The 12,255-nt window shown below is 68.6% G+C and carries 12 protein-coding genes and 1 pseudogene; 8 read left to right on the top strand and 5 right to left on the bottom strand.

The genetic code is table 11. The features are described from left to right. Positions 1–18 precede the first annotated feature (18 nt). From HWX76_RS30100 to HWX76_RS30090, 3 genes are read left to right on the top strand one after another with little or no spacing between them, the layout of a single operon-like run. A complete protein-coding gene (locus tag HWX76_RS30100) occupies positions 19–795 on the top strand; it encodes an ABC transporter ATP-binding protein (protein ID WP_050013788.1) in 777 nt (258 codons plus the stop codon). Next, positions 792–1,784, top strand: a complete 993-nt coding sequence (locus HWX76_RS30095; protein ID WP_124595122.1) for an ABC transporter substrate-binding protein — start codon at positions 792–794, stop codon at positions 1,782–1,784. The genes HWX76_RS30100 and HWX76_RS30095 overlap by 4 nt, the downstream gene beginning before the upstream one ends. Next, positions 1,781–2,821, top strand: coding sequence for an iron ABC transporter permease (locus HWX76_RS30090; protein WP_176016779.1), 1,041 nt, complete (start codon positions 1,781–1,783; stop codon positions 2,819–2,821). Before HWX76_RS30095 ends, HWX76_RS30090 begins: the two co-directional genes overlap by 4 nt. 45 nt (positions 2,822–2,866) lie before the next feature. Here the strand turns inward: HWX76_RS30090 and HWX76_RS30085 are convergent, their stop codons facing one another. Together HWX76_RS30085 and HWX76_RS30080 are read right to left on the bottom strand one after the other, a co-directional pair. Beyond that, a complete protein-coding gene (locus HWX76_RS30085) occupies positions 2,867–4,249 on the bottom strand; it encodes an ATP-binding protein (protein ID WP_050013738.1) in 1,383 nt (460 codons plus the stop codon). Continuing rightward, complete coding sequence (locus HWX76_RS30080; RefSeq protein WP_089488636.1) at positions 4,250–4,975, bottom strand: response regulator; 726 nt, start codon at positions 4,973–4,975, stop codon at positions 4,250–4,252. 244 nt (positions 4,976–5,219) lie between these two features. Here HWX76_RS30080 and HWX76_RS30075 point away from each other — a divergent pair, with 244 nt between their 5' ends. Both HWX76_RS30075 and HWX76_RS30070 read left to right on the top strand, forming a co-directional pair. Then, positions 5,220–5,966, top strand: coding sequence for a MipA/OmpV family protein (locus HWX76_RS30075; RefSeq protein ID WP_050013740.1), 747 nt, complete (start codon positions 5,220–5,222; stop codon positions 5,964–5,966). A gap of 281 nt (positions 5,967–6,247) precedes the next feature. Then, the gene (locus HWX76_RS30070; protein WP_050013741.1) at positions 6,248–6,583 is read left to right on the top strand and encodes a hypothetical protein; all 336 of its coding nucleotides are present in this window, start codon (positions 6,248–6,250) and stop codon (positions 6,581–6,583) included. Between the two features lie 143 nt (positions 6,584–6,726). Here HWX76_RS30070 and HWX76_RS30065 read toward each other — a convergent pair whose 3' ends face one another. Together HWX76_RS30065 and HWX76_RS30060 are read right to left on the bottom strand one after the other, a co-directional pair. Then, positions 6,727–7,938, bottom strand: a complete 1,212-nt coding sequence (locus tag HWX76_RS30065; RefSeq protein WP_176016778.1) for a transglycosylase SLT domain-containing protein — start codon at positions 7,936–7,938, stop codon at positions 6,727–6,729. Positions 7,939–8,342: 404 nt separating this feature from the next. Continuing rightward, a complete protein-coding gene (locus HWX76_RS30060) occupies positions 8,343–9,503 on the bottom strand; it encodes a porin (protein WP_176016777.1) in 1,161 nt (386 codons plus the stop codon). Positions 9,504–9,906: 403 nt separating this feature from the next. On the opposite strand from HWX76_RS30060, the pseudogene HWX76_RS36830 reads away from it, so the two are divergent. Further along, positions 9,907–10,116: pseudogene (locus tag HWX76_RS36830) on the top strand (hypothetical protein); the annotation flags it as partial. On the opposite strand, the gene HWX76_RS30055 reads toward HWX76_RS36830, so the two are convergent. Further along, a complete protein-coding gene (locus tag HWX76_RS30055; RefSeq protein WP_050018260.1) occupies positions 10,089–10,979 on the bottom strand; it encodes a LysR family transcriptional regulator in 891 nt (296 codons plus the stop codon). The pseudogene HWX76_RS36830 and the gene HWX76_RS30055 overlap by 28 nt on opposite strands. A gap of 119 nt (positions 10,980–11,098) precedes the next feature. On the opposite strand from HWX76_RS30055, the gene HWX76_RS30050 reads away from it, so the two are divergent. After that, entirely contained in the window at positions 11,099–11,524 is a 426-nt protein-coding gene (locus tag HWX76_RS30050) for a VOC family protein (RefSeq protein WP_176016776.1), read from the top strand. Positions 11,525–11,656: 132 nt separating this feature from the next. After that, a complete protein-coding gene (locus HWX76_RS30045; RefSeq protein ID WP_176016775.1) occupies positions 11,657–12,241 on the top strand; it encodes a flavin reductase family protein in 585 nt (194 codons plus the stop codon). Positions 12,242–12,255 lie beyond the last annotated feature (14 nt).

Here is a 12,255-nt window from a genome sequence, read left to right as displayed (position 1 = left end):
CGAGACGAAGTGCGCTCCATCACCCACATGCTCGACATCGAACGCGTGAGCTGGTCTCCCGGCGGCGCGGTGGACGTGCTCGATTCGGTGACGCTGACGGTGGCCGAAGGCGAATTCGTCGGGCTGGTCGGCCCGAACGGCAGCGGCAAGACGAGCCTGCTGCGCTGCGTGTTCCGCTACGCGCGGCCCGACGCCGGCCGCGTCGCGCTCGATGCGCAGGACGTGTGGCGGATGCGGCCGCGCGCGGTCGCGCAGCGCATCGCGGTGCTGCAGCAGGAAACGCCTGACGATTTCGGGTTGACCGTCGACGAACTGGTCGGCATGGGCCGCACGCCGCACAAGCGGCCGTTCGATGCGGAGTCGGCCGACGATCGCCGGATCGTCGAAGCCGCGCTGCACGATGTCGGCCTCGTCGAGCGTCGCGCACAGCGCTTCGCATCGCTGTCGGGCGGCGAGAAACAGCGTGCGTTGCTGGCGCGTGCGCTCGCGCAACAGCCCGAACTGTTGCTGCTCGACGAACCGACCAACCATCTCGACCTGCGTCACCAGCTCGAACTGCTCGCGCGCGTGCGCCGCCTCGGCATCGCGACGCTCGCGACGATTCACGATCTCAATCTCGCGGCCGCATATTGCGACCGGCTTCATGTGCTCGCGCACGGCCGCGTCGTCGCGTCCGGCGCGCCGGACGACGTGCTGACCGAAGCGCTGCTGCGCGACGTGTTCGGCGTCGCCGCGCTCGTCGATCGCCATCCCGTCACGGGCCGCCCGCGCATCACGCCGCTTCATCCGGAATGACCGCCATGCCATTTGCTGATCTGTCCTCCGTCGTCCGCCGCCTGGTCGCCGCCGCCGTGTTCGGCGGCGCGGCCGTTCACGCGCTCGCCTATCCCGTCACCGTGCGCAGTTGCGATCGCGACGTGACGTTCGAACGCGCGCCGACGCGCGCGGTCAGCAACGACGTGAACCTCACCGAGATGATGCTCGCGCTCGGCCTGAAAGACCGGCTCGTCGGCTATACGGGCATCGGCGGCTGGAAGACGGGCACCGCGCGCGTGCGCGACGCATTGCGCGGCGTGCCCGAACTGGCGAGCCAGTATCCGTCGCTGGAAGTGCTGGCCGCCGCGCGCGCCGACTTCTATCTCGCGGGCTGGAACTACGGGATGCACGTCGGCGGGCCGGTGACGCCGGCGACGCTCGCGCCGTTCGGCATCCGCACGTACGAACTGACCGAATCGTGTTCGCACGTGATGAAGCAGTCGGCCGCGTCGTTCGACGACGTGTTCCGCGACCTGACCAATCTCGGCCGGATCTTCGGCGTCGATGCGCGCGCCGCGCAGGTCGTCGCCGGGATGCGCGCGCGGCTGGCGGCGGTGTCGCGCGCGATCGGGCGCCCGGCGCCGCTGCGCGTGTTCGTGTACGACAGCGGCACCGACAAGCCGATGACGGCGGGCGGCCTCGCGATGCCGACCGCGCTGCTCGCGGCGGCGGGCGCGCGCAACGTGATGGACGACCTGCCGCGCAGCTGGACGCAGGTGAGCTGGGAAAGCGTGGTCGCGCGCGATCCGCAGGTGATCGTGATCGTCGACTATTCGGCGGTCACGGCCGCGCAGAAGCGGCAGTTCCTGTCGAGCCAGCCGGCGCTCGCGCGCGTGGCCGCGATCCGCGACCGGCGCTTCGTCGTGATTCCGTACGATGCGGCGACGCCGGGCCCCGAGAACGTCGCGGCCGTCGAGACACTCGCCCGCGCGCTGTATCCGGCCGCATTCGCGGCAGCGGCACGATGAGCGTGCGCGGGCAGGCGGCGCGGCCCGGCATGCGCGTGGTGCTGCCGGGACTGGCCGCGCTGCTGATCGTGTCGATCGTCGCATCGGCCGCGTTCGGCCCCGCGCCGATCGCGATGCCGGCCGCGGTGCGGATCGTCGCCGCGCACGTCGCGTCGGCGGTCGGCGGCGGCGATGCGTTCGCGGCGGCCGCGGGCGACGACAGCATCGTGTGGCTGATCCGGATGCCGCGTGCGCTGCTGGCCGCGATCGTCGGCGCGACGCTGGCGGCGGTCGGCGTCGCGTTGCAGGCGGCAACCGCGAACCGCCTGGCCGATCCGCACCTGCTCGGCGTGAGCGCGGGCGCGATGCTCGGCGCGATCGCGGTCACGGTGGTGGCCGGCGCCGCGTTCGGCCCGTTCACGCTGTCGGCCGCCGCGTTCGCGGGCGCGCTTGCGGCGACCGCATGCGTGGTCGCGCTCGCTTACCGGAGCGGCCGGCTCGAATCGGACCGGCTGCTGCTCGCGGGCGTGTCGGTGTCGTTCATGATGGCCGCGTTCGGCAACCTGCTGCTGTATCTCGGCGATCAGCGCGCCGCGTCGTCGGTGCTGTTCTGGATGCTCGGCGGCGTCGGGCTCGCGCGCTGGGATCTGCTGCCGGTGCCGGCCGTGTGCGCGGTGCTTGCCGGCTGCGCGCTCCATGCGCGCCGGCGCGAACTGAATGCGCTGATGTCGGGCGACGTCGCCGCCGCGTCGCTCGGCGTGCCGAGCGCGCGGATGCGACGCGAGGTGTTCGTCGTCGCGTCGTTCGCGACGGGCGCGATGGTCGCGGTCAGCGGCGCGATCGGGTTCGTCGGGCTCGTGACGCCGCATCTGTGCCGTCGCGTGGTCGGCGCCGAGCACGGCCGGCTGCTGCCGGTCGCCGCGCTGACGGGCGCGATCCTGCTCGTGTGGGCCGATGTCGCCGCGCGCACGCTCGCGGCGCCGGAGGATCTGCCGATCGGCATCGTGACCGCGCTGTTCGGCAGCCTGTTCTTCGTCGCGCTGCTGCGCCGGCGCTGACGACGCGCGGCCGGCGACGGCGGGCGGGGCCCGCCGCCCGTTTCATCAAAGCGGGACGACGCTAGTCATGCCGCCGCGGCGGCGCGTATCGGCGTGCCGGTTCGCGACGTGCTGCGCGACGTCGAAGAGGCTGTCGGGCAGCGCGCGCACGGGCAGCGTGATCACGAAGCGCGCGCCGCCGAGCGGCGAATCCTCGAGCCGCACGTCGCCGCCGTGCACCTGCGCGACGCGCCGCACGATCGCGAGCCCGAGCCCGAAGCCGCCGGTCTGCCGGTCGCGGCTCGAGTCGAGTCGCTGGAACGGCTCGAACACGCGGGCGCGCTCGGCGGGCGGAATGCCGGGGCCATCGTCGTCGACGCTCAGCACGAGCGCGCCGGAGCGGTCGCGGGCGGCGGCCAGCACGACCTTGCGCGACGCATAGCGCGCGCCGTTGCGGATCAGGTTCAGCAGCGCGCGGGCGACGAGCTTCGGATCGCAGACGTGGGCCGCGGGCGCGTCGAGCGTCGACACGTCGAGCGCGATGCCGCGATCGGCGATGTCGTCCGCGACGTTGCCGGCGACGCTGTCGATCAGCGCGTCGACGACGACCTCCATCGGCGCGAGCTCGCTTGCCCCCTGTTCGAGCCGGCCGATCGTCAGCAGCTCGGTGACGAGCTCGTCGAGTTCGCGCACGTCGCGCCGCAGCGCGTCGCGGCGCTCGCGCATCCGGCCCGTTTCGTCCGCGTCGGCGAGCAGCGCGAGCCCGAACTCCAGCCGGGCGAGCGGCGTTTTCAGTTCATGCGAGATGCCGTGCATCATTTCGCGCTGCTGCTTGATCGACGCCTCGATGCGTGCGGCCATGTCGTTGAACTGCTGCGACAGCTCGTAGATGTTCGACTTGCCCGACACCTTCACGCGTGTCGACAGCATCCCGGCGCCGAACGCGCGCGCGGCGTCCTGCAGCCGGCGAATGTCGCGCCAGTGATAGTGAATCCACAGCACCACCGCGAACAGCGTCGCGAGCGCGAGCAGCATGTACGCATAGATGCGGATGTCGAGATCCGGCGCTTCGATCGGGCGCGCATGCAGCACCGAACCGTCCGCGAGCGGCATGTAGTAATCCTTGCCGTTGTAGCTGATCGCGATCCGGCCGGCATCGAGATCGCGCAGCGGCGCGCCGCTCAGTTGCGCGCGTGCGTCGGCCATCGACATGAAGCCGAACCCTTCGCGGCCATGCAGCGCGAGTTCGCGCAGTGCGAGCTCGCGCTGCGCGCCAGGATGGCGTTCGAGGTAGTCGTTCAGCACGAACGAATAGGTCGTCAGCGAGTCGCGTTGCGCCTGCGCGCCGCGCTCGTAGAAGATCCGGTCGAACGACAGCTGGATGAACATGATCGACGCGCCGACGAACAGGATCACGACGAGGTACAACCGAAGCAACGGGCGCAGCATTTATTCGTCCCACGCAGAAGGGCTGAAGAGGTAGCCGCGACCCCAGATCGTCTTGATCTTGTGCGGCTCCGATGACGCATCCTCGAAGCGGCGGCGCAGCTTCGAGATGCCTGAATCGACCGAGCGGTCGAGTCCGTCGAATTCGATCCCGCGCAACTGCTTCAGGATGTCGTCGCGGCTCAGCACGGTGCCGGCCGCGCGCGCGAGGATCAGCAGCAGATTGAATTCGGCGGTTTTCAGTTCGACCGGCTCGCCGCGCCACGTGACGGTGCGGTTCGGCGGCGAAATGGCGAGCTCGCCGAATACGAGCGCGTCGGGCGCGGCCGCGGGCGCTTCCGCCGCGGCCGGCTGCGCGCGGCGCAACAGCGCGCGGGCGCGCGCGACGAGCACGCGCGGCTCGATCGGCTTGGTGACGTAATCGTCGGCGCCCGTCTCGAGCCCGGCGACCTGGTCGTACACGTCCGCCCGCGCGGTCAGGATCAGCACGGGGACGTTGGTGAACGCGCGGATGCGCCGGCAAACCTCCATGCCGTCGAGATTCGGCAGCATCAGATCGAGTATCACGAGGGCCGGCTGGTGCTCGCGCACTGCCGCGACGGCAAGGTCGCCGCGCCGCACGACCGTCACCGCGAATTCATAGCCGTCGAGGTATTCGCGCACGAGCTGCGCGAGGCGGTCGTCGTCCTCGATCAGCAGCACGCGGTATTTGAGTGGAACTTCGTTCATGGTTTCCTCGGACGCACGCGCCATCTCGCACCCGGCAGACCGATGCGCGGCGCGGCACGCGAATTCTATCCGGCGGATCGACCGCCGGGGCAGCGGGGCGACAATCGCGAACAATCGAACACAATTGGGCACACATTTGCCGCACATTCAGGACAGTCTCGGTGCGGGGCGGCACCTAGACTGCGGGCTTCGTCACTCATATCTCAATATTGTGCGCCCATCCCTTCGCCGCTACCGCTATTGCATGCCGCTCGCCGGCCTGACCCTCGCCGCCGCCGCCCACGCGGAAAACCAGTATTCGTTGTCGCTCGGCGGCGGCGTCGCACCGCGCTACCCGGGCAGCAAGCAGTATCGCGGCGTGGTTGCGCCGTCGTTCTCCGCCACGTTCGGCAATGGCTTCTTCGTCGACAGCACGCAGGGCGCGGGCTACCGGCTGGACCTGCCGCACGGGGCGTTCGTGTCGGCGGCGGTGAACTACGACGCGGGCCGCGCGGACGAGAACCGCTTCGACCTGCCGGGCTCCGACTACCTGAAAGGCATGGGCCGGATTCCGGGCTCGGTGCTCGTCGGCGTGCGCGCCGGCGTGACGCTCTTCGACACGGCGGAGCTGAGCGTCACGATCGATACGCCGGTGACGCATACGTCGCGCGGCGTGTCGGGGCACGTGGATCTCGCGGTGCCGGTGCTCAAGACGTCGCAGCACGAGATCATCGTGACGGGCACCGTGCACGCGGGTTCGGGCCGCTACATGCAGACCTTCTACGGCGTGACCGATGCACAGTCGATGACCAGCCGGTTCCGGCCGTATTCGGCGAGCGGCGGGATCGACAGCGCGTCGATGGCGGTTGCATGGAACTGGACGCTGTCGCGGCATTGGTCGGTGCTCGCGACCGGTGGCGTGACGCGGCTGCTCGGCCGCGCGGGCGACAGCCCGATCGTGCAGTCGCGCAGCAACTACTACGGCATCGCGGGCGTGACGTACAAGTTCTGAGCGGATTGCCGACGCGGGCCGGCGCGCGCGGCGCGCCCACGATGCGTCGGCGTCGCGCCGTCGCCGCGAACCGCGTGCGGTAACATGCGGGCGGGTTCGGCGTCAGGCCGGCCTCCGACGCGGCGGCGCCGACGCGGCTCGGCCGGGTCGCAAAAGGCCGCCATGCGCGGGCCGGCTCCCGCAGGAAACGGCCGGCAGCGTGCGGAACCGATCACGCATGCGATGCCCGGTCGTGCACGAATGCCGCACATCGACCGCCGGGCCACGACACGGAGAAACCGATGAAGAACACGATCGCGATGCTCGTTGCACTCGTTGCGGGCGCAACCTTTACAGGATGTGCGGACATGGACACGAAGCACCGCAACGCCACCGCCGGTGGCGCGGCCAGGGCCCCGTTGCAGCCGGGCGCCGCGCAGGCATGCAAGGCGGACGCCGCGCCGGACGAAGCGCTGGTCGGCAAGAACGAGGCCGATGCGAGCGCGCTGCTCGACGGCTGCCTGTGGCGCGTGCTCGAGCGCGACGGCAAGTCGTTGCCGGGTACGATGGATTACCGGGAGGAGCGCCGCAATCTCGGCATTCGCGACGGGAAAGTGATCTGGGTGCGGCGCGGGTGACGGCGGTGTGACGATTCCGCCACCGGCGTCGTCGACGTCGCGCTATCTGCGCGCGTATTTCACGAAGCGCGGCACGGCCGCGCGCGAACTGCCCACGACCGCACGGAAATAATCGCCGCGATGCGCATGCGTTCGGACGTGCGTCACTTCGAGATGTACCACAGCGCGTCCGCGCTGGCGCGCGACGGCTGAGCGGCCGGTGCCTGAGCCGGCGCGGGCGGCGGCGTGTTCGACGTGATGGCCGTCGGCAGCGTGGCGGGAATATTCGCGGTCGACGGCGAGGCCGTCGCCGTGCCCGACGTCGACGGCGTATTCACGTACCACAACGCATCGGCCGACGCGGTGCGTTTCGCTGGCGTATTGGCCGCCGTGTTCGTCGCCGCGTTCATTGCGGTTCCGGCCGACTTCTTCGATGCCGAGGCCGATGCCCCGGCCGTCGCCGTCCCCGCCTGCGCGGTCATGCCCGCGGCCGCCGCACTGCGCTGCGCCCGCGCTTCGAACGGCCCGAGCTGGAAGATCAACGTTTGCGCGGGACGCGTCACGACGGCATACGGAAACTGCAGCTCCCACGACATCAGCACGCGCCCGGCCGACGTCTCGGTGAAGATCGCCGGCACGTGCTTCATGTCGCTGAACTGCACGTAGACCCGCGCGCCGTCGTCGAACACCTGGGTCGGCTTGGCCTGGTCGGCGCCGGTGACCGTCCAGCCGAAGTTGTACGTGCCGGCCGGGCCGGCGGGGCCGCCCTGCGGCGCCGCAGGCGGCGAGCCCGGCGAGATCGTGCGGGCGCGCGTGACGGGCGGCGCCGACACGCTCAGGCTCGCGAACGGGTTGTACGTCTGTGCCTGTTGCGGCGGCTTAAAGGACGGTGGAAGGATGGGCATGGGAGTATCCGGCGAATCCGGCATGGTCCGGATTGCATCATAGACCTTGCGCGCATACGCGAGGCGCTTGTCGGGCGATGCGGAGTTGTACGCGCCGATCGCGTTCCAGTTGGGGCCGAGCTGGCGGATGTTCTGCGACAGGATCCACGCGCCGACATACGCGTTCGTGCAGGCATCGAACAGGCTTTCCCGCGTGATCCCTTCGCGCGCGAGCGTCGGCAGCCACGTGCTGTTGATCTGCATCAGCCCGATGTCGACCGTGCCGTTGGTATTCGTGTTCACCGCGTTCGGATTCATCCCCGACTCGACCTGCGCGATGCCGCGCATCAGCGCGACGCTCACGTGCTGGAACGCGGCCGCGTCGTCCAGGCAATCGGCCCGCGCGACGCCACAGAGCGCGTACGAGAGCGCGATCATCGAGGCGAGGGTCAGCGTGTGGCGGCTGAGCGGGCGAGTGGTATGACGCGACATGGCAGGATGGGGCGGAATCCGACCGCCCGGTGCAAGGAAATTACGCAGACGCGAAGTGTGCCATAGCAGGCGGGCAAATGGCTCGCGTCAAACTTTCCTTTGCATTTGCCCGTGCGTGCGCCGCGCATTTTTATCACGCCGGATCACGGGCCCACGTGCTGCGGGATCGGTAAAAATGGCCGAGATTGGTGCGAATGCAGGTGCGATGGCGACGACCCGAAAGCTGACGTATTACGTCACTCGAGCGGCGAAGCTGGCGATAAGCGGAGCGAAAGGGAAAATTCCCCGGCAGCGATTGGCGGAGCGAAAGGAAACGATAAAAAATCGGTGGCGAAGCCGCCGTCTGCGCAATGCGAATTCGGCCTGCCGCGCGGCGCACGGCAAGCCATCCGCCGGTATCGCCGTCAGAAACGGTGGCGCAGCCCGAGGTTGACCATCGTCTGCGAACTCGTGCCCGCGTAACCGTACGAACCGATCGACGCCTGTGCGGCCATCGAGCCGCCGTTGCCGTCGCCGGTCTGGCCGCTCGCGTGCTGGTACGCGGCGGTCAGGTAGACGTCGGTGCGCTTGGACAGGTTGTAGTCGGCGCCGGCCGATACCTGGTGATAGGTCGCCGACGTGTCGCCGCCCGAGCGCGTGTAGCTGTAGCCGACGCCGACGAGCAGCGCGTTCGTCGCCTGGTAGTTCACGAAGCCTTGCCCCGTGTTGTAGTGCTCGTTCGAACCGAACACGGAGCTTGCGTCGCGGCGGTACTGCGCGTTGCTGTAGCCGACGCCGAACGTGAACGGGCCGGCGACGTACTGGCCCGCGATGCGTGCGATGCCGAACGCGTGCGCGCTCGCATAGCCGCTGTTGATCGGGCCGTCGAACGTGCCGTCCGACGAGCTGGTCCAGCCGTTGCGCACGCCGTTCGACGCGGGGCTGTTGGTCGCGTGGAAGTAGCCGCCCGCGACGCTGAACGGCCCGTTGTTGTACGACACGGCGGCCGAGTAAGACTGCGCGGCGCCGGTGCTGCCGGCGATGCCGCCGAACGAATACATCGCGGCGAACTGCAGGCCCGCATAGACGGCCGACGTGTACTTGACCGCGTTGTCGACGCGGAAGCTGTTGTCGTAGTTGTCGACGTCGCCCGGCGTCGCGAACGCGCTGCCCAGATAGTTGTCGGCGGTGATGCCCTGCACGAGGTCGACGAGCGGGTCGTACTGGCGGCCGAACGTGAGCGTGCCGTAGCGGTCGCTCGTCAGGCCGACGAAGGCCTGACGGCCGAACAGGCGGCCGCCCTGGCCTTGCCGGCCGTTGCTCGGGTCGAAGCCGTTCTCCAACTGGAACAGCGCCTTGAGCCCGCCGCCGAGATCCTCGGTGCCTTTCACGCCCCAGCGGCTGCCGGCGAGATTGCCCGCGCTGCTGTTGCCGAGCATCCACGCGTTGTCCTTGCCTTGGGCGTGGTTCACATAGGTGATCGACGTGTCGATCACGCCATACAGCGTGACGCTCGACTGCGCATGCGCGACGGACGTCGCCGCGAACGACGCGAGGGCAATCATCGAGAGGGCCGTGCGTTTCATTTTATCTCCTGTGCGCATGGGTGGGTTCGTGATCCGGAATGGCAGGAGACTACAGAGCCGCACTGAAACGGCAAAAATGGAATGCTTCGTTGTGGCCTGATGTAGACAGGGATGTTTCTCGGAATTCACCGTTGAGGGATCAGGATTATTGATAAGCGCGTATCAATGGGCTGCCATTCCACCGGTTTTTCAGTGGGCTTTGCGCGTGTCGTGATAATTCGGCGTGATTTGCGGGTGAACTACCGCGATCTCGATATTGTTTTCGATCCGTCAAATCGTTATTTAACGAATTGAATCGGCTGCGCTGAAATGAATGTGATAAATGTGCGTCGCGCGTGAGCGGTGACGGCCTGTCGGTGCGTCGTAGCCGCCGCACGTTGAAACTCGGGCCGCGAACTCGCCTTGGCTCGTCAACGCGCCGCATCCGATCGCGGCCGGGCTGCCGGCCGGCACGACGAACGCGTACGGCAAGCAGGCGCCGATGAGCCGTGGCAAGCCGGGGCTCGGCGCGATCACGATCGCGACCGTGTACGGTCAACCCGACAACGCCGCGATCTTCGCGTACGAGAAAGGCGTGACGATGGACTACGAAACGCTCGCGCCCGCGCGCCGCCGCGACGCCGCCTCGATCAGTTGCGCCAGCGCTTGCGCGGGCTCCGACATCGTGCGCCGCGCACGATGCACGAGCCCGATGTCGCGATGAAACGTGTGATGCCCGAGGTCGATCGCGCGCACGCCGGCCGGCCAGCGGCGATACACGGCGGTCTGCGGCACGATCGCGACGCCGACGCCGTTCTCGACCAGCTTGACGATCGCGTCGAGCTCGTCGAGTTCACAGGTGTCGCGCACCGCGATGTGCATCTTGCGCAGAAAGCGGTCGACCTGGCGGCCGCCGAACGACGCGCGGTCGTAGCGCACGAACGGTTCGTTCGCGAGCAGCGCGGCCCAGTCCTTGCCCTTCACGCCGCGCGGCACGATCAGCCGGAACGGTTCCTGTGCGAGCGTGGTCCAGTGCAGGTCGCTCTGCAGCGCAAAAGGCGGCCGGATGATCGCGGCCATGTCGATTTCGCCCGCGTCGACGCGGTTGACCAGCTCGATCGACAGCCCGGGTATCACGCGCGTGCGGCACCCGGGATGGCGGCGATGGAAATCGGCCAGCGCAGCCGGCAGCAGCGCGCTCTGCACCGATGCGATCGCGCCGATCGTCACGCGCACGGCGGCGGGCGAGCCGGGCGCGGCCGAGCTCAGGTTCTCGTACAGGCCGATCAGCGCCTGCGCCTGGTCGAGCACGTGATGGCCCCGCTCGTTGAGCCGCGCCGATCGCCCTTGCCGGTCGAACAGCGCGAAGCCGAGCTCGGCTTCGAGGCGCTGCATCTGTGCGCTGACGGCCGCCTGCGTGAGCCCGATACGGTTGCCGGCCGCGGCAAAGGTGCCTTCGCGGGCGACGGCGACGAGGGTTTTCAGTTCGCGGATCATTCATCAATTCCGTTTGTGAATCAGCCAATTTTATATTGATTTAATTTTTGCTCGGCGTTGTCTACCATGGTGCCGTCCTCGCGCCACGCGAGCGTTTCTTCACGAGGCCATCATCCATCATGAGTCTTTCCCCGTTTCACCTGGCGATTCCCGTCTACGACCTGCCGGCCGCGCGCGATTTCTACGGCCGCGTGTTCGGGCTGGAAGAGGGGCGTTCGAGTGCGCAGTGGGTCGACTTCAACTTTTACGGGCATCAGCTCGTGATCCACGAGCATCCGAAAACCGCGTCGCAGGAAGGCGCGCATACGAATGCGGTCGACGGTCACGACGTACCGGTGCCGCATTTCGGGACCGTGCTCGACTGGGCGAGCTGGGAAGCGCTGGCCGAGCGGCTGCGCGGGTTCGGCGTGACTTTCGTGATCGAGCCGTACGTGCGGTTCCAGGGGCAGGTCGGCGAACAGGCGACGATGTTCCTGTTCGATCCGTGCGGCAATGCGCTCGAATTCAAGGCGTTCCGCGACATCGGCCAGCTGTTCGCGAAGTGACCGGCCGGGGCGCCAGCGCCGATTGACGTTGGGTGCGAGAATGCGGCCTTCAGCCCGGCCGCGCGCAGGTGCGACGGCCGGCGCCGCGCCGCACGGCATCCGTCCGTGCGCGCCGTTCTCCAAGGAACCCGTATGGACAGTCACATCGCGCCGGTGGCGCTGAACAAGGCCTACCGTCTGCTCAATCACGGCCCGACCGTGCTCGTGTCGGCCCGCCACGACGGCGTCGACAACGTGATGGCCGCCGCGTGGGCGTGCGCGCTCGATTTCCTGCCGCCGAAGCTGACGGTCGTGCTCGACAAATCCGCGAAGACGCGCGAGCTCGTCGAGCGCAGCGGCACGTTCGTGATCCAGGTGCCGACGGCCGCGCAATTGCAGCTCACGCATGCGGTCGGCAGCCACAGCCTCGCGCAGCGGCCCGACAAGCTGCGCGAAGCGGGCGTCACGCTGTTCGACGTCGACGGTCACGACTTGCCGTTCGTCGCCGGCTGCTCGGGCTGGCTCGCGTGCCGGCTGATTCCGGAACCGCACAACCAGCAGACCTACGACCTGTTCATCGGCGAGGTGATCGGCGCATGGTCGGACACGCGCGTGTTTCGCGACGGCCACTGGTATTTCGAATCGGCCGATCCCGCGTTGCGCAGCCTGCACTACATCGCGGGCGGCAATTTCTACGCGATCGGCGAATCGCTGTACGTCGATCCGGACGCGCAGTAAGCGCCGCACGCCCT

This window comes from Burkholderia sp. BCC0398 (assembly GCF_902833245.1).
In the GTDB taxonomy this organism is placed as follows: domain Bacteria; phylum Pseudomonadota; class Gammaproteobacteria; order Burkholderiales; family Burkholderiaceae; genus Burkholderia; species Burkholderia sola.
The sequence above is the reverse complement of the archived record's forward strand: the minus strand, read 5'-3'. Positions and strand labels throughout refer to the sequence as shown.

Excerpts from the sequence above, each read along its gene's own strand:
- HWX76_RS30060 (WP_176016777.1), bottom strand. The coding sequence starts at position 9,503 with ATGAAACGCACGGCCCTCTCGATGATTGCCCTCGCGTCGTTCGCGGCG.
- HWX76_RS30095 (WP_124595122.1), top strand. The coding sequence starts at position 792 with ATGACCGCCATGCCATTTGCTGATCTGTCCTCCGTCGTCCGCCGCCTG.
- HWX76_RS30085 (WP_050013738.1), bottom strand. The coding sequence starts at position 4,249 with ATGCTGCGCCCGTTGCTTCGGTTGTACCTCGTCGTGATCCTGTTCGTC.
- HWX76_RS30045 (WP_176016775.1), top strand. The coding sequence starts at position 11,657 with ATGGACAGTCACATCGCGCCGGTGGCGCTGAACAAGGCCTACCGTCTG.
- HWX76_RS30090 (WP_176016779.1), top strand. The coding sequence starts at position 1,781 with ATGAGCGTGCGCGGGCAGGCGGCGCGGCCCGGCATGCGCGTGGTGCTG.
- HWX76_RS30080 (WP_089488636.1), bottom strand. The coding sequence starts at position 4,975 with ATGAACGAAGTTCCACTCAAATACCGCGTGCTGCTGATCGAGGACGAC.
- HWX76_RS30050 (WP_176016776.1), top strand. The coding sequence starts at position 11,099 with ATGAGTCTTTCCCCGTTTCACCTGGCGATTCCCGTCTACGACCTGCCG.
- HWX76_RS30075 (WP_050013740.1), top strand. The coding sequence starts at position 5,220 with ATGCCGCTCGCCGGCCTGACCCTCGCCGCCGCCGCCCACGCGGAAAAC.
- HWX76_RS30070 (WP_050013741.1), top strand. The coding sequence starts at position 6,248 with ATGAAGAACACGATCGCGATGCTCGTTGCACTCGTTGCGGGCGCAACC.
- HWX76_RS30055 (WP_050018260.1), bottom strand. The coding sequence starts at position 10,979 with ATGATCCGCGAACTGAAAACCCTCGTCGCCGTCGCCCGCGAAGGCACC.
- HWX76_RS30065 (WP_176016778.1), bottom strand. The coding sequence starts at position 7,938 with ATGTCGCGTCATACCACTCGCCCGCTCAGCCGCCACACGCTGACCCTC.